The organism is Pseudomonas vlassakiae (assembly GCF_014269035.2).
GTDB classification, from domain to species: domain Bacteria; phylum Pseudomonadota; class Gammaproteobacteria; order Pseudomonadales; family Pseudomonadaceae; genus Aquipseudomonas; species Aquipseudomonas vlassakiae.
Map to the genome: position 1 here is coordinate 142,172 of NZ_JABWRP020000004.1, position 15,429 is coordinate 157,600.

The 15,429-nt window shown below is 63.9% G+C and carries 13 protein-coding genes and 2 pseudogenes; 14 read left to right on the forward strand and 1 reads right to left on the reverse strand.

Annotated elements, in window-relative coordinates; all coding sequences use genetic code 11:
* The first annotated feature begins 160 nt into the window (after positions 1 to 160).
* Positions 161 to 4,879 (forward strand): dermonecrotic toxin domain-containing protein, encoded by a 4,719-nt coding sequence (locus HU738_RS06905; RefSeq protein WP_186601732.1) that lies wholly within the window; start codon positions 161 to 163, stop codon positions 4,877 to 4,879.
* A 43-nt stretch (positions 4,880 to 4,922) separates the two neighbouring features.
* Here the strand turns inward: HU738_RS06905 and HU738_RS06910 are convergent, their stop codons facing one another.
* Positions 4,923 to 5,198: a polyhydroxyalkanoic acid system family protein gene (locus HU738_RS06910; protein ID WP_186601733.1), complete on the reverse strand. Its 276-nt coding sequence runs from the start codon at positions 5,196 to 5,198 to the stop codon at positions 4,923 to 4,925.
* A gap of 125 nt (positions 5,199 to 5,323) precedes the next feature.
* Here HU738_RS06910 and ubiE point away from each other — a divergent pair, with 125 nt between their 5' ends.
* From ubiE to HU738_RS26320, 13 genes and pseudogenes are all read left to right on the forward strand, one after another.
* Positions 5,324 to 6,094: a bifunctional demethylmenaquinone methyltransferase/2-methoxy-6-polyprenyl-1,4-benzoquinol methylase UbiE gene (gene ubiE, locus HU738_RS06915; RefSeq protein WP_186601735.1), complete on the forward strand. Its 771-nt coding sequence runs from the start codon at positions 5,324 to 5,326 to the stop codon at positions 6,092 to 6,094.
* Positions 6,094 to 6,717 carry a ubiquinone biosynthesis accessory factor UbiJ gene (locus HU738_RS06920; RefSeq protein ID WP_186601736.1) on the forward strand — a complete coding sequence of 208 codons (624 nt, stop codon included), beginning with the start codon at positions 6,094 to 6,096 and terminating at the stop codon, positions 6,715 to 6,717. Before ubiE ends, HU738_RS06920 begins: the two co-directional genes overlap by 1 nt.
* A complete protein-coding gene (gene ubiB / locus HU738_RS06925; protein ID WP_186601737.1) occupies positions 6,714 to 8,333 on the forward strand; it encodes a ubiquinone biosynthesis regulatory protein kinase UbiB in 1,620 nt (539 codons plus the stop codon). Before HU738_RS06920 ends, ubiB begins: the two co-directional genes overlap by 4 nt.
* A 72-nt stretch (positions 8,334 to 8,405) precedes the next feature.
* Positions 8,406 to 8,798 carry a phosphoribosyl-AMP cyclohydrolase gene (gene hisI, locus HU738_RS06930; RefSeq protein WP_176508163.1) on the forward strand — a complete coding sequence of 131 codons (393 nt, stop codon included), beginning with the start codon at positions 8,406 to 8,408 and terminating at the stop codon, positions 8,796 to 8,798.
* 1 nt (position 8,799) lies between these two features.
* A complete protein-coding gene (locus HU738_RS06935; protein ID WP_013974545.1) occupies positions 8,800 to 9,135 on the forward strand; it encodes a phosphoribosyl-ATP diphosphatase in 336 nt (111 codons plus the stop codon).
* A 25-nt stretch (positions 9,136 to 9,160) separates the two neighbouring features.
* Entirely contained in the window at positions 9,161 to 9,448 is a 288-nt protein-coding gene (locus HU738_RS06940; protein ID WP_186601738.1) for a twin-arginine translocase TatA/TatE family subunit, read from the forward strand.
* Positions 9,449 to 9,451: 3 nt separating this feature from the next.
* A complete protein-coding gene (tatB, locus tag HU738_RS06945) occupies positions 9,452 to 9,829 on the forward strand; it encodes a Sec-independent protein translocase protein TatB (protein ID WP_186601739.1) in 378 nt (125 codons plus the stop codon).
* A complete protein-coding gene (gene tatC, locus HU738_RS06950) occupies positions 9,826 to 10,617 on the forward strand; it encodes a twin-arginine translocase subunit TatC (protein WP_186601740.1) in 792 nt (263 codons plus the stop codon). Before tatB ends, tatC begins: the two co-directional genes overlap by 4 nt.
* The gene (locus HU738_RS06955; protein WP_176508159.1) at positions 10,614 to 11,321 is read left to right on the forward strand and encodes a 16S rRNA (uracil(1498)-N(3))-methyltransferase; all 708 of its coding nucleotides are present in this window, start codon (positions 10,614 to 10,616) and stop codon (positions 11,319 to 11,321) included. Before tatC ends, HU738_RS06955 begins: the two co-directional genes overlap by 4 nt.
* A gap of 100 nt (positions 11,322 to 11,421) precedes the next feature.
* Positions 11,422 to 12,483: pseudogene (locus HU738_RS26305) on the forward strand (methyl-accepting chemotaxis protein); the annotation flags it as partial.
* A 141-nt stretch (positions 12,484 to 12,624) separates the two neighbouring features.
* Entirely contained in the window at positions 12,625 to 13,338 is a 714-nt protein-coding gene (locus HU738_RS26310; RefSeq protein ID WP_409519843.1) for a methyl-accepting chemotaxis protein, read from the forward strand.
* A gap of 220 nt (positions 13,339 to 13,558) precedes the next feature.
* Positions 13,559 to 14,509, forward strand: a pseudogene (locus HU738_RS26315) (methyl-accepting chemotaxis protein); the annotation flags it as partial.
* Positions 14,510 to 14,707: 198 nt separating this feature from the next.
* Positions 14,708 to 15,412, forward strand: a complete 705-nt coding sequence (locus HU738_RS26320; RefSeq protein WP_420066523.1) for a methyl-accepting chemotaxis protein — start codon at positions 14,708 to 14,710, stop codon at positions 15,410 to 15,412.
* Positions 15,413 to 15,429: the final 17 nt, after the last annotated feature.

Below are 15,429 nucleotides of genomic sequence, written 5' to 3' on the forward strand. Positions count from 1 at the left end.
TGAGTGGAGGAAAAACCGCCCATGGAGGTTGGGCTCATGCACACGGTAGGCAGAAAAATTAGAAACCTCACCCTAAGCTCGAGGCGCTGCATTCATGTACCCCATCCGCAGGCGGGCAACCCGCTAGGGTCTTGGGCTCCATTCCACCGGAGCCCCGTCCATGCACGCATCCAGCACATCATCGACAACCACCTTCAAGCAAGCGGTAGCGGCGTGCTTCCGCCAGCGCCCGGGCCTGCGCGCGGTCCTGGCGGACGAAGCCTTCAAGGCCTTGATCGACCGTTACCCGATGATTCCGGGTAATTATCCACAGCTGTCTTCACTCGACGGATTCACGCTGATGCGCGCGTCATCCGCAGCAGGCGATGCCCGCCCAGGCTCGCTGCTGGACGAGCTGCTGCAGCACTACCTGAACGGCACGCCCCTGCAGCTGACGGCGAGCGATGCGCTGTCACTCGCTCCGCCAGCAATATTCCATCCACAGCCGCAAGGCAGCGGCACTAGCCAGCAACCGCGTATCGACCTGGACATGGTGAAACTGGAGGCTGACCTTGAGCCTGTGCTGGTCAAACTGCCAGACGCCTTTGCGCAAGCCCAGATCAGCTTCTGGAACGGTGTCGACGAAGGTTCCGATACCCCGCGCATGCAGTGGCTGGCCAACCTCATCAAGGCGGCCCAGCTGAACAATATCCCGCGCCAGGGGCTGGACGCCGATGACCAGGCTTTGCTGTACGCCATGCTCGAAGGGGCTGGCCAGAACGTCGCGGTGAACGTCGTGCAGGTGACCTTGAGCGTCGACGGCAAGGATTGGTCACGCCTGTTGCCCGATCTGCTGCTGGGCCCAGGCGAGGAGTCGGACCAGCGGGTACTCTGGTGCAAACCCTCCGGGGTGATTCGCCGCTACGTCGACCGGGCAGCCTTCGCCGCCGCCCTGCAAGACGAACTGGCGGAGCGCTACCGCTTCGACAGCCTGTCCTGGGCGCAGCGGCCGCTAAGCGGGGACCCCGTGCAGTTCCAGGTCCTGCAGCAGCTCAATGGCCTGCTGGACGATCTCAGGCGCTTGCGTGTGACTGGCCTGGCCTCCATCGATGCCCTGGAAAAGGCGTACGCCGCAGCCTGCGACCCTTCAGGCAGTTTTCTCGACCAACCCTTGCAGGTAGCGGGCCTGCCCGCCATCGCACTGCCCGGCTGGCTGGCCAGTGCCGATGCGCAGCAGCGCTTCGCCTACCAGGGCGCCTTGCTTGACCTGGCCGCCAGCCAGGGGCAATCCCGTGGCCGCACTTCGCTCGGTGATATCGACGACATACAACGCTATGCCCATCGCCGCCTGCGCGAGCAGCTGCGGCTTGACCACCCGGGTGAAACACCCTGTGACCCCGACCAGGTCTTCATCAGCATCGACCAGGTGCTCGGCAGCTCAATGGCCGCGCAGCCGCAAGCCCAATACCTGCGTACCGAAAGCCTCACCACGCTGGCCATTTCCCGCCTCGGGCCCGACGAGGTGATGACACGCATCAGCGAAGGCCAAGGCCAGACCTACACCGGCTGGTTGACGATCCGCCATGTCGAGGACCTGATTCGTACCCTCGACATCGGCGGCAACTATCCCACCTACCTGCGCAGCCTGGTCGATGCCCAGCCGCGAAAGCACGAGCGTATCGCCCAGTACGCCAGGGAATGGCGCCAGCACTTGCGCTTCGACACCCTCAAGGCGCGTCTCGACCAGCAGTTGAGCGAAGCCCAGAGCACGGCGCTGCTGGGCTTTTGCAAGGGCGCCGGTGACGAGCAGCCTGCCATCGCCCCGCTGGCGCTGCGTCGGGAACCGGGGGCGACAACCCGCGACCTGGTGCATGGCATGTTCCTGATCCAGCTGCCTGACAGCTGGGTGCTTTACCGCCCTCTCCACGACGGTGATTCCCTGCTGGCGTTCACCAGCCGTGAGCGAATGCTGGAGCACATACGCAGCAATGCCGAGCTGCACAAGAGCGTCATCGATGCGCTGGACGACGATGCGCGGCCGATCTACGAAAAGGGTGGCCTGCGCATACCGCACTTGCATGTCGGCCTGGATGACCTGGCGGCCTCGCTGAATATCGGCTCGGTCGTGACCGAACTGGCCCTGGAAAACACCAGGCAGCCGGTCGAATTGGCATTTGACCCCTGGTCCAGCGGACTGGATGGCCACCTGCTGGACGCCAGGGTGCAAACCATGCTGCATTTCGCCGCCCGCAGGAGCGTATCCAATGCCCAGATCAAGGGCGAGCTGGTCAGGCAGGTCGCCTGGGCCATCTTCAATGGCGCCACCCTCCTGTGGCGCGGCCCCCTGGCCGGTATCACCTGGCTGATGGTGGCACTCTCGGCCTCCGCGGACGACCTGCGGACCCTTGCCGAAGGCGGCGACGATGCGCGAATCATGGCCGCCACCGACCTGCTGACCAACCTCGCGATGCTGGTCGCGCAGCGTGGCGCCGAGAGCGTGCCCCAGCGTGGGCGCGCGCCGCTGCTGCACTTCGCCGAGCCGGCCGAACGCGGCGTGAACCTGGTAGAAGCAGCGAACCCCGTGCAAGAACGGAGCTGGCAAGAGGCCGTGATCGAACGGCAGTCGGTCCTGCTCAGGGGCAGTCGCTATGGCGATGTCCAGCGCCTGGACAAGTTGTCCCCCGGGGAGCTCCAGGCTCTGGTCAGGCTCCAGGCCAGGCAGTCGCTGAAGGGGCAGCTACCGCTGGAAACAGGGCGACTGCGCGGCCTCTACCGGGTTGACGGGCGGCTCTATGTGAAGCTCGCCGATGCCGCCTTCGAGGTGCAGGAAAGCTGGAACGGCGTGCGCATCATCGGCCCTGACCTGAGCAAAGGCGAATGGGTCGCCCAGGGCGGCGCGGACGACGGCTACCACATTGTCGGCCGCGAACGCGCCATGGGGCCCTGGGTAAGCCGCTGGAACGGCGAATGGTCGATCAGCCTGAGCCTGCCGGGAGGGGCGCCGGTAAAGACGCCCGACAAGACCGAGCACCTCAGGCTGGTCAACCAGCTGTTGGGGAATCAGGCGCCGCTCAAGGAAGTCGATGCAATGCTCGACAGCAACCTGGCAACCCTGGTCCCGCTGGACGAACATGAAAAGGCCTACTCGCAAGAGCTTACGAAACAGCGCAGCCAGCAGAACCGAGAAATGCTCGTCGAAACGCCACGCATGGCCAAGATGCGCGGGGAGCGCGACAGGCTCAGGGCAGCTCATGCCAGTACCGTACGGGCCGTCAGCAAGCTCTACGAACAACGGGCTTCCCTGCTGCAGTCCAACATCGAGCTGCTGAACTTCCTGAAGGCGCCAGCCATGCGGCGTTTTGGCAGCATCGACTACCAGGCCGAGGTCGGGCCCTGGTACCAGACACTGATCCAGAACGATACCCAGTTGTACACCCGCCTGCTGTCGCAAGTCAGTTACGATGGCATCGACCTGCAGGCCATGGCGATCGCGCGGCTACCGACCACGCCCACCCAACGCGAAGCCTATGGCGTTTATCGCCAGACCCGTGAAAACGCCCTGGCCGTTCATAAACGCCTGCTTACCGTCAGCCAACGGCTGGACGAGATGATCACCGAGGTCCTCGATGACCCTCGGATCGTGTATCCGGATAAACACAGTCACCTCAGGGAGGTGATCGATACGCGCCCCTACTCCACCCTGGTCGTGCATGCCCAGATCATCTCCGACCTACAGGCGCTGGCCCTTGACCGCATGCAACTGAATGCGGGCAATGTCGACAGGATGTACCAGGAGCAGTTGAACCTGCGCAACAGAGACATGCATCAGGCCATGGTCAGCCATGATGGCCTGTTGCGTGCGGACCCGTCCGTGCAAGACCAGATCGCCGTCCTGGAGAGCAGCCTGCAACAGTACGAAACAGGACTGGGCACGGCGAAATACCTGCTGACGCTGGAGGATCCCGCCTGGAACAGGCAATACCTGCAGGCCTACCTCAGGGAGATGTCGACGCTCAGGCGCATGGCCGAACGCGCACTGGACCACGCCAATGCCCGCCTGGATGCCGAGCAACATCCCGACTGGCCGGTGGCCAGGCCCGCGCCACCGGCCAGGCCGCAGAACATGCGTCGCACACGGCTGCGGGTGATCCGCACGGCCCGGCACAAGACCCTGCTGGTCGATGAGGCACTACGCGACGGCAAAGCCATACAGTACGACCCCGTCGCGCTGCAGCCGGTTGCCGAATACGAAGCACAAGGCAGCACGTGGGTCGAGGTGCAGCCGCAGCCGCGCGCCAGCCAGAAGGCGCTGCGCAGCCTGGGCACCCGCCTGGTGGCCGAAACGGATAACGAAATTGCCCGAGCCAGGCTATTCGACGACGAACCGAACAGCCTGTCGGATGTACTCGACCATCACATCGAAAGGCTGACGGCCGTGACCAGCCAGCTCGAACGCGAATCCAGCCCGACCCTGCTCGACAACCTCAATGACGCCATCGAGCGCGTGCAAAAGGAAAAATACGCTCGGCTAAAGGCCATCTATCTCGCCACTCGCCACCCCGACAGCAAGGCGCTGCGCTTCCTGCTGGAGAACGGGCTGGTCGAGATCAGGCGGACTGCCATCCGCCGCCGCCTGGGCGAAAGGGACTTCCTCGATGTCTATACCCTGTACCGCAAGGAAGCGAACAGCAACGCCATCTTCTGGGAGGCTCACTTCCATTACACGCGCCACAACGCTGCAGCAAGGGACTTCGCCAAGGGGCATCTGAAGTTCGCGACGGCGAAGATGCGCGACGCCCAGCTGGAGGATGCCCTCAACCCGCATGAGCGGCTGAAGGTCTACCGCGGCGACCTGACGTACGAGCAGGTCAGGGACCTGATTCCGTTCCCTGCCGACTGACGCGGTATCCCCAGTGCTGCCCGCGCGGCCCTGGCCATGTGTGTCAGGCCAGGGCCTTGTCCAGCGCGCGCTCGATCTCGGCCTTGATGGTGCCGCTCATCATCGACAGCATCATGCCCAGCTTCAGCTCCACGCGAATGCTGTCTTCACCGATGTGCACGCTGCCGTTGGCGCCGCTGCGGGCGACGTCGACCCGGTCACCCTGCCAGGTGGCCTTGAGGTCGTATTCACGGCTGAGCCTGTCGACCAGCGCTTCGGCCTTGGCGCGGGCGGCATCGCGGCCGAGGGAGTGTTTGCGTTCGACGCTGATCTGGGTCATGCGGATGTTCCTGGCAATGTAGACATAATCTGCATTATGCCCGCGCCTGCCACCCGGCACACCCCGCCAAGACAAATCCGCCCGTTCGCCCTAGAATGGGCGGTAATTTTTTCCGGTGAAGCGATATGAACGACCAGCGCAAAGGCGAACACGCCGAACCCACCACCCATTTCGGCTACCAGGACGTCCCCGAAAGCCAGAAGGCGAAGAAAGTCGCCGAAGTGTTCCACTCGGTGGCCGCCAAGTACGACCTGATGAACGACGTGCTCTCCGGCGGCATGCACCGCCTGTGGAAGCGCTTTACCATCGAGTTGTCCGGCGTGCGCGCCGGCAACCGCGTGCTGGACATCGCCGGCGGTACCGGCGACCTGGCCGCCAAGTTCTCGCGCCTGGTCGGCCCGACCGGCCAGGTGGTGCTCGCCGATATCAACGAATCGATGCTCAAGGTCGGCCGTGACCGCCTGCTCGACCGTGGTATGGCCGGCAACATCGAGTTCGTCCAGGCCGATGCCGAGAAGCTGCCGTTCCCCGACAACCACTTCGACTGCGTGACCATCGCCTTCGGCCTGCGCAACGTCACCCACAAGGACCAGGCCATCCGTTCGATGCTGCGCGTGCTCAAGCCGGGCGGGCGCCTGCTGGTGCTGGAGTTCTCCAAGCCGACCAACAAGCTGATGTCCAAGGCTTACGACGCCTATTCGTTCGCCTTCATGCCGCTGGCCGGCAAGCTGATCACCAATGACTCCGAAAGCTACCGTTACCTCGCCGAGTCGATCCGCATGCACCCCGACCAGGAAACCCTCAAGAGCATGATGGTGGAGGCCGGTTTCGACCGCGTCACCTACCACAACATGACCAGCGGCATCGTTGCCGTGCACCGGGGAATCAAGCCCTGATGCTGCTGGCCGGGCTGCTTGCCAGTGTCGAACATGGCCTGAACCGTGTCCTGCGCATGGACAGCACGGCCTTGCCGCGGCTGGCCGCGCTCGGAGGCAAGGTCATCGAGATCGACTGCCGCCAGCCGGCCCTGCAGGTGTTCATCCTGCCTGATGAAGAAGGCCTGATGCTCGCCGCCCATTGGGAGGGCGAGGTCGACTGCAGCCTGCGCGCCCCGGTCGGTAGCCTGGTGCAACTGGCCGTGGCCAAGGACAAGACCGCCGTGCTGCACAGCCCGCAGGTCGAACTGCATGGCGACAGTGCCGTGCTGCTCGACCTGTTCGGCATGCTGCAGGACCTGGAGCTGGACTGGGAACACGAGCTGCAGCGCTGGCTCGGCCCGGTGGCCACGGCGATGCTGGCCGGGCACATCCGCCTGCGCGCACGCTGGACCCGCCAGGGCCTGGCACGTTTCAGCCAGAACCTGTCCGAATACCTGGCCGAAGAGTCCCGTACCCTGGTCGGCAAGCGCGAAGCTGAAGCCGCCTTCAGCGAACTCGATGCCCTTAAGCTCGACACAGAACGCCTGGAGGCACGCCTCAAGCGCCTCTCCCGATCCCTTGATACCAGCGAAAACGCATGAAGCTGCTCGCCGTCCGCCGTCTCTTTCGCATCCAGCGCGTGGTGATCCGCTACCGTCTCGATGACCTGCTGTTCGAACAACCCCTGCTGCCCTGGTGGCTGGCCAGCCTGCGCCTGCTGATGCCTTGGCGCTGGCTGCCGCGCAAGCCCTCTGCGCTCAGCCGCGGTGCGCGCTTGCGTCTGGCGCTGCAGGACCTGGGGCCGATCTTCATCAAGTTCGGCCAGTTGCTGTCCACCCGCCGCGACTTGCTGCCCACCGACATCGCCGACGAGTTGATGCTGTTGCAGGACCGCGTGCCGCCGTTCGACCCGAAAAAAGCCGTGGCGCTGATCGAAGAGCAGCTCGGCGCCAAGGTCGGCGAAGTGTTCAGCCGTTTCGACGTCGAGCCACTGGCCTCGGCCTCGGTCGCCCAGGTGCATGCCGCCCGCCTCAAGAGTGGCGAAGAGGTGGTGGTCAAGGTGGTGCGCCCTGGCCTGAAGCCGGTCATCGCCCAGGACATGGCCTGGCTGTTCCAGATCGCCAAGGCCGCCGAGCGCGCCTCGGCCGACGCCCGCCGCCTGCACCCGGTGGAAATCGTCGGCGACTACGAAAAGACCATCTACGACGAACTCGACCTGCTGCGCGAAGCGGCCAATGCCAGCCAGCTGCGGCGCAACTTCGAAGGTTCCGAGCTGATGTACGTGCCCCAGGTGTACTGGGACCTGTGCCGCCCCAAGGTGCTGGTGATGGAGCGCATCTACGGCGTGCCGGTGACCGACATGGCCACCCTGGCCGACCAGCGCACCGACATGAAGATGCTGGCCGAACGTGGCGTGGAAGTGTTCTTCACCCAGGTGTTCCGCGACAGCTTCTTCCATGCCGACATGCACCCCGGCAACATCTTCGTCAGCACAGTCAAACCATGGAGCCCGCAGTACATTGCCATTGACTGCGGCATCGTCGGCAGCCTCACCGCCGAAGACCAGGACTACCTCGCGCGCAACCTGATCGCTTTCTTCAAGCGCGACTATCGCCGCGTTGCCGAACTGCACATCGACTCGGGCTGGGTACCAGCGCATACCAAGGTCAATGAGTTCGAAGCGGCTATTCGCACCGTGTGCGAGCCGATCTTCGAAAAACCGTTAAAGGATATTTCCTTTGGCCAGGTGCTGATGCGTCTGTTCCAGACCGCCCGGCGCTTCAACATGGAAGTCCAGCCGCAGCTGGTGCTGCTGCAGAAGACCCTGCTCAATATCGAAGGCCTGGGCCGGCAGCTGTACCCCGACCTGGACCTGTGGAGCACCGCCAAGCCATTCCTGGAACGCTGGATGCGCGAACGCATGAGCCCCAAGGCGGTGCTCGGCAACATTCATGGCCAGGTCGAGCAGCTGCCGCACCTGGCTGGCATGGCCCGCGACCTGCTCGAACGCCTGTCGCAGCCGCACCTGGAAGACCCGCAGCTGCCGGAGCGTCGCCGCCAGGACCGCTGGGCGCTGCGCCTGCTCGGTGCCGGCCTGCTTGGCGGCGGTGCGGTACTGGCCACCGGCGCGGCCGAGGCCGCCAGCCTGGCCGCACCTGGCGCCTGGCCGGCCTGGCTGATGCTGGCTGCCGGGCTTTACCTGATTGTGCGCCAATAGCCAGCCGCGCTGCTGGCTGGCACACTAGCGCAAAGGGCCCGGCACAGGAGCGGGCCCGCTTTGGAGTCGACGATGAAAGACTGGCTGGACGAGATCAAGTGGAACAGCGATGGCCTGGTACCGGCGATCGCCCAGGACCACAAGACCGGACGCGTGCTGATGATGGCCTGGATGAACCGCGAATCGCTGGCGCTGACCGCCGCCGAACAACGCGCCATCTACTGGTCGCGTTCCCGTGGCAAGCTGTGGCGCAAGGGCGAGGAGTCCGGCCATGTGCAGAAGTTGCATGAAATGCGCCTGGACTGCGATGCCGACGTGATCATCCTGATGGTCGAGCAACTGGGCCATATTGCCTGCCATACCGGCCGTGAAAGCTGCTTCTACCGCGTCTACCAGGATGGCCAGTGGAAAACCGTCGACCCGGTTCTGAAAGATCCGGATGCCATCTACAGCGCAGGACACTGACATGAGCGACACCCTCAATCGCCTGGCCGAAGTGCTCGAAGAGCGCAAACAAGCGGCTCCTGACAGCTCTTACGTGGCCAGCCTGTACCATAAGGGCCTGAACAAGATCCTCGAAAAGCTCGGCGAAGAGTCCGTCGAGACCATCATCGCAGCCAAAGACGCTGCCGTGAGCAAGGATTACAGTGATGTCATCTATGAAACCGCAGACTTGTGGTTCCATAGCCTGGTCATGCTCAGTGCGCTGGGCCAGCATCCGCAAGCCGTGCTAGATGAACTGGAGCGCCGTTTCGGGCTTTCCGGGCACGATGAAAAGGCCGCGCGTCAGCCTTCGGCCTGAGCCAATAGAATTCTAGGAGAGCACCATGGGTATTTTTGACTGGAAACACTGGATCGTCCTGCTGGTGGTCGTCGTGCTGGTCTTCGGCACCAAGAAGCTGAAGAACTTCGGCAGCGACCTGGGCGAGTCGATCAAGGGCTTCCGCAAGGCCATGAGCGATGAAGAGAACAGGCCGGCCGAGCAGACCCCGCCGCCCGCCCAGCCGGTGCCGCCAGTGCAGGCGCCTCACCAGCAGAACAGCGCGCAGCCGCAGCCAGGCCACACCATCGAGGGCCAGGCCCAGCCGGTCCAAGAGCCGCAGCGGAAAGACTGACCCATGTTCGGCATCAGCTTCAGCGAGCTGCTGCTCGTCGGCCTGGTCGCCCTGCTGGTGCTCGGCCCCGAGCGCCTGCCTGGCGCCGCGCGTACTGCGGGGCTATGGATCGGGCGGCTGAAACGCAGCTTCAATGCGATCAAGATGGAGGTCGAGCGCGAAATCGGCGCCGACGACATCCGCCGCCAGCTGCACAACGAGCACATCCTGCAGATGGAAGAGGAAGCCAAGCGCATCCTCAACCCACTGACGCCACCTGCGCAGCCGCCGGTAACCACGGCCAGCGTGCAGCCACCTGCCGGGCTCGAAGCCAGGCCGGTCGAGCCACCTGCCGCCCCGGTCACACCTTCTGAACCGCCTCAACCGCCGCGAGCCCCATGAGCGAGAACCCGGAACATGACCAGCCAATGCCGCTGGTTTCGCACCTGACCGAACTGCGCACCCGCCTGCTGCGCTGTGTGGCAGTCATCTTCCTGATCTTTGCCGGGCTGTTCTCCTTCGCCCAGCAGATCTACACCCTGGTCTCGGCGCCGCTGCGCGACCATTTGCCGGCCAATGCGACGATGATCGCCACCGACGTGGCCTCACCGTTCCTCACGCCGTTCAAGCTGACCATGATCGTCTCGCTGTTCCTGGCGATCCCGTTCATTCTCCAGCAGATCTGGGGCTTCATCGCCCCAGGCCTGTACCGCCATGAAAAGCGCATTGCCATTCCGTTGCTGGTGTCTAGCATCCTGCTGTTCTACGCCGGCATGGCTTTCGCCTATTTCCTGGTGTTTCCGCTGATGTTCAGCTTCTTCGCCAAAGCCACACCGGAAGGCGTGGCGATGATGACCGACATCGCCGCCTACCTCGACTTCGTCATGACCTTGTTCTTCGCCTTCGGTGTCGCCTTCGAGATCCCGGTGGCCGTAGTGCTGCTGGTGTGGATCGGCGTGGTCGACGTGAAGTACCTGAAGAAGGTCCGCCCGTACGTGATCATCGGCTGCTTCGTGGTCGGCATGATCCTCACGCCGCCAGACATCTTCTCGCAGACACTGCTCGCGGTGCCGATGTGGCTGCTGTTCGAGATTGGCGTGCTGTGTGGCAGCCTGATCCGCAAACGCAGCCATGCCGACGACGAAGCCAACAACGCCCCTGACGACCAGCCGCCAGCGACCCAGCCGTGAACCTGTTACTTCTTGAAGAGGCCGATTTCGTCTCGGCCGAACGTGTCGTTCTCGCTGATCGGCGCTTTACCCACATGCAGGAAATCCACGGTGTCGCGGTGGGCGACACGCTGCGCGTGGGCCGCATCAACGGGCTGATGGGCAAGGCCACCGTGCTGCGCCTGGAGAAGCATGAAGCCGAGCTGGAGGTCGCCTTCGACCAACAGCCGCCGGCCAAACTGCCGCTGACCCTGGTGCTCGCAGTGCCGCGCCCGAAAATGCTGCGCCGGCTGTTCCAGACCGTGGCCACCCTGGGTGTGCCGCGGCTGATCCTGGTCAACAGTTACAAGGTTGAGAAAAGCTTCTGGCAAACGCCCTTCCTCAACCCTGAAACCATCCGCGAGAACCTGATTCTCGGCCTTGAGCAAGCCCGCGACACGGTGCTGCCCGAAGTGATCATCGAAAAGCGCTTCAAACCGTTCGTCGAAGACCGCCTGCCTGCCATCGCCGAAGGTACCCTCGGCCTGGTTGGCCACCCTGGCCCCTACCCGGCCTGCCCACGCGCGGTTGAAGGCCCGGTAACCCTGGCCATCGGCCCCGAAGGCGGCTGGATTCCTTACGAAATTGACCTGTTCGGCAAGGCTGGCCTGGCACCTGTGCAGCTGGGTGAGCGCATTCTTCGTGTGGAAACCGCGGTAACCGCCTTGCTCTCACGGATTTTCTGACAGACGGGTCAGCTTTTACCTATCAAGTTTCCCCAGCGCAAGCCGATGGCGTTGGCAACACTACAATAATCTGTGCTGCCACGTTGCCGGGGAGTCGAACATGTACCAATGGTTTTCCCAATCGCTCGGGAATGTAAGCGTCAATCGCAAATTGGGGCTGGGCTTTGGCCTGGTGCTGGTGTTGACCCTGGCCATCACCTTTACGGGTTGGCAGGGTTTGAACAGTGTCACCGAGCGTGGTGACAAACTGGGCAACATTTCGGTGATCCACCAGTACACCCAGGAGCTGCGCATCGCCCGCCAGCACTACCAGCGTGACCGCAGCGATGCGGCCATCGGCGAGCTGGAAAAGGCCCTGGGCAATCTCGAACGGCAGATCACCTTCATGCTCGGGCAGATCGAACAGCCCACCGACCGCCAGCGCCTGCAACAGCAGCAGGCCGCCGTAAACCAGTACCAGCAAGCCTTCAACGACCTCAAACAGGCCGGCCAGCGCCGCGAGGCCGCCCGCGGCGTGCTGGGTGACAGCGCCGACAAGGCCGTCGAACTGATCAACCGGGTGCAACAGCGCCTGCTGCAGAACGGCGACATCAGCCAGTACCAACAGGTCGTGGAAGTCAGTGCACTGGTGCAACAGGCGCGCTTCCAGGTACGTGGCTACACCTACAGCGGCAATGCTGACTTCCAGCAGACCGCGCTCAAGGCCATCGACGAGGCGCTGAGCGTGCTCAAGGCACTGCCGGCCAAGCTGCCGGCCGAACATGCCGCCAGCCTCGACGACTCGGCCAGCGCGCTGGCCGCTTACCGCGATGCGGTCACCCAGTTCGGCAATGCCCAGGACGCCAGTGAACAGGCGTTGCAGCGCATGGCTGAACAGGGCTCGCTGCTGCTGCAGACCAGCGAGGCCATGACCGTTTCGCAAACCGAAGTGCGTGATGCCGGCACTGCCCAGGCCAAAGTCATGCTCGGCGGTGCCACGGCCTTGGCTCTGGTACTGGGCCTGCTCGCGGCATGGGCCATTACCCGGCAGATCATCGTCCCCTTGCGCCAGACCCTGGCTGCCGCAGAGCGCGTGGCCAACGGCGACCTGCGCCAGGACCTGCATTCGACTCGCCGCGACGAACTCGGCCAGTTGCAAGCCAGCATGCAACGCATGACCCAGGGCCTGCGCGAACTGATCGGCGGCATCGGCGATGGCGTGACGCAGATCGCCAGCGCCGCCGAAGAGCTGTCGGCGGTCACCGAGCAGACCAGCGCCGGGGTCAATAATCAGAAGGTCGAGACCGACCAGGTAGCGACTGCGATGAACGAGATGGCTGCCACCGTCCACGAAGTGGCACGCAACGCCGAGCAAGCTTCGGAAGCGGCGGCCATGGCCGACCAGCAGGCACGCGAAGGCGATCGCGTGGTCAGCGAGGCGGTCGCGCAGATCGAGCGCCTGGCCAGCGAAGTGGTCAACTCCAGCGAAGCGATGAACCAGCTCAAGGCCGAAAGCGACAAGATCGGCAGCGTGCTTGATGTGATCAAGTCGGTGGCCCAACAGACCAACCTGCTGGCGCTCAACGCCGCCATCGAAGCGGCGCGTGCGGGTGAAGCCGGGCGCGGCTTTGCAGTGGTCGCCGACGAGGTGCGCAGCCTTGCCCAACGCACCCAGCAATCCACCGAGGAAATCGAAGAGCTGATCGCCGGCTTGCAAAACGGCACGCAGCGCGTGGCCAGTGTAATGGACGCCAGCCGTCAATTGACCGACAGCAGCGTCGAACTGACCCGCCGCGCCGGCAGTTCGCTGGAAACCATCACCCACACGGTGTCGTCGATACAGGCCATGAACCAGCAGATCGCCACCGCCGCCGAGCAGCAGAGCGCCACCGCCGAAGAGATCAACCGCAGCGTGATGAATGTTCGCGATATCTCCGACCAGACCTCCGCAGCGAGTGAGGAGACCGCCAGCTCAAGCGTCGAACTGGCGCGCCTGGGCACCCATCTGCAAGGGTTGGTCGGACGATTCAGGCTCTGACGCCTCTGCACTTGCGCTGAATTTTCCTACAGAACTTTCAGGTCAAGTCCTACAAGCCCTCCGCCGATTGGCAGGGATGAGATGCCAGCACTACGCCAGCATCCCATCCCCACCAACTGGACGGAGACTTGCCATGTTCGGCTACCTCAATCACAGGCTCGGCAACATCAGTGTCGGCGCCAAGCTCGCCCTGGGCTTCGCCGTGGTCCTCGCGCTGACCATGGTCACCACGGTCAGCGGCTGGCGCGCACTGGACGGCGCCATCACCCGCTCGGAACAGCTCAGCGAAATCGGCAAGATCAATGATCTGGTCAAGGACCTGCGCGCCGAGCGCATCACCTACCGGGTGCTGGCGGACGACGCCAGCAAGGCGCAGATCGCCGGTATCCTGCAGCAGCTCGACGCCATGCTCACCACCCTGCAGCAGCGCAGCAGCGTCGATGAATCACGCCAGATGCTGACCCAGAAGCTGCAGCTGCTGCAGCGCCTGCGCGATACCTTCTCCACACTGCAACGCAGTGTCGACGAGCGCCGTTCAGTCCGCGCAGCGATGCAGGCCCAGGAGCAGAAGCTCAATGACGTGATCGACGAGCTGCAGACCCAGGCCCTGCTGAAGATGCCTGCCGATAGTCAGGGCGGCGTGCTGGGGCTGATGGATAACCTGAGCCGTCAGGTCGACACAGCCAATCAACAAAGCCTGGTGCCGGCCTACACCTTCTCGCCCCTCGAGGACTTCGCCAAGGTCGGCGATGTCGCCCTGAACGCCGCCGATACCAGCCTCGGCCAACTGCTCAAAGGCCTTGCGCCACTGGGGCTGCCACGCACGCTGACGGAACAGCCTGGCATCGAACTGGACAAGTACCGCAGCAGCCTCGAGCAGTACCGTCAAACGGCGTTGCAGGTCGAGCAGTTGCAGAATGAAATGGAACAGATGGGCACCGAGCTCAGGGCCGTCAGCCTGGAGCTGAGCGACAGGAAGGTGGAGCAACGCGACAGCGAGGCCGTGGCTGCCCGCTCCTTGCTCACCAGTGTGGCGCTGCTGGCCCTGATCGTCGGCGTCATCGCCGGGTGGTTGATTACCCAGCAGATCACCCAACCGCTGCGCCAGACGCTGGCGTTGGCCGCGCGCATCGCCAAGGGCGACCTGAGCCAGCTCGAACCGGTGCAGCGCCGTGACGAAATGGGACAACTACAGACCCGCATGAGCGAGATGATCGCCAGCCTGCGCGAACTCATCGGTGGCATCGACCAGGGTATCGGACAGCTCTCCCAGGCGGCATCACAGCTGGCAGCGAGCAGTGAGGACACCAAGCTGCGCATCAACCAGCAGCGCGAGGAAACCGACCAGGTCGCCACCGCCATGAACCAGATGAGCGCCACGGTGCAGGAGGTGGCGCAGAACGCCGAACAGGCTTCACTGGCGGCCACCAATGCCGACCAGCAAGCGCAACTGGGTGACCAGGTGGTAGGCGAAGCCATTGGCCGTATCGAACAACTGGCGGGGCAGATGGACCATTGCCTGGCCGCCATGCAGCACCTGGCCGGCGAGAGCCAGCGCATCGGCAGCATTCTCGATGTGATCAAGTCGGTGTCCGAACAGACCAACCTGCTGGCTTTGAATGCAGCCATCGAAGCGGCACGGGCCGGTGAAGCCGGACGCGGCTTTGCCGTGGTGGCCGATGAAGTGCGCGGCCTGGCCCAGCGAACCTCGACCGCGACCGAAGAGATTGGCCAGTTGATCGACAGCCTGCACAACGGCACCGACGAAGTGAACCGGCTACTGGACAGCAGCAAGAGTCTTACCGAACAAAGCGTCGAGCTGAGCCGCAGGGCCGGACAAGCCTTGGCGCAGATCACCGACACGGTATCGAGCATCCAGGGGATGAACCAGCAGATCGCCACGGCCAGCGAGGAGCAGAGCGTGGTGGCCGAGCAGATCAACCGCAGCGTGATCAGCGTGAGGGATGTGTCGGACCAGACCAGTACGGCCAGTGAACAGACCGCGGCTTCGAGTGGGGAGCTGGAGCACTTGGGGCGGCAATTGCGAGGGATGGTGGGGCGGTTCAACCTGTAGGACCGGGCGGTCCGGCG

Coding starts and splice junctions, on each gene's coding strand:
- ubiE (WP_186601735.1), top strand. CDS start 5,324: ATGAACGACCAGCGCAAAGGCGAACACGCCGAACCCACCACCCATTTC.
- HU738_RS06935 (WP_013974545.1), top strand. CDS start 8,800: ATGAGCGACACCCTCAATCGCCTGGCCGAAGTGCTCGAAGAGCGCAAA.
- HU738_RS26310 (WP_409519843.1), top strand. CDS start 12,625: ATGAACGAGATGGCTGCCACCGTCCACGAAGTGGCACGCAACGCCGAG.
- HU738_RS06910 (WP_186601733.1), bottom strand. CDS start 5,198: ATGACCCAGATCAGCGTCGAACGCAAACACTCCCTCGGCCGCGATGCC.
- tatB (WP_186601739.1), top strand. CDS start 9,452: ATGTTCGGCATCAGCTTCAGCGAGCTGCTGCTCGTCGGCCTGGTCGCC.
- tatC (WP_186601740.1), top strand. CDS start 9,826: ATGAGCGAGAACCCGGAACATGACCAGCCAATGCCGCTGGTTTCGCAC.
- HU738_RS06905 (WP_186601732.1), top strand. CDS start 161: ATGCACGCATCCAGCACATCATCGACAACCACCTTCAAGCAAGCGGTA.
- ubiB (WP_186601737.1), top strand. CDS start 6,714: ATGAAGCTGCTCGCCGTCCGCCGTCTCTTTCGCATCCAGCGCGTGGTG.
- HU738_RS26320 (WP_420066523.1), top strand. CDS start 14,708: ATGAGCGCCACGGTGCAGGAGGTGGCGCAGAACGCCGAACAGGCTTCA.
- HU738_RS06920 (WP_186601736.1), top strand. CDS start 6,094: ATGCTGCTGGCCGGGCTGCTTGCCAGTGTCGAACATGGCCTGAACCGT.
- hisI (WP_176508163.1), top strand. CDS start 8,406: ATGAAAGACTGGCTGGACGAGATCAAGTGGAACAGCGATGGCCTGGTA.
- HU738_RS06940 (WP_186601738.1), top strand. CDS start 9,161: ATGGGTATTTTTGACTGGAAACACTGGATCGTCCTGCTGGTGGTCGTC.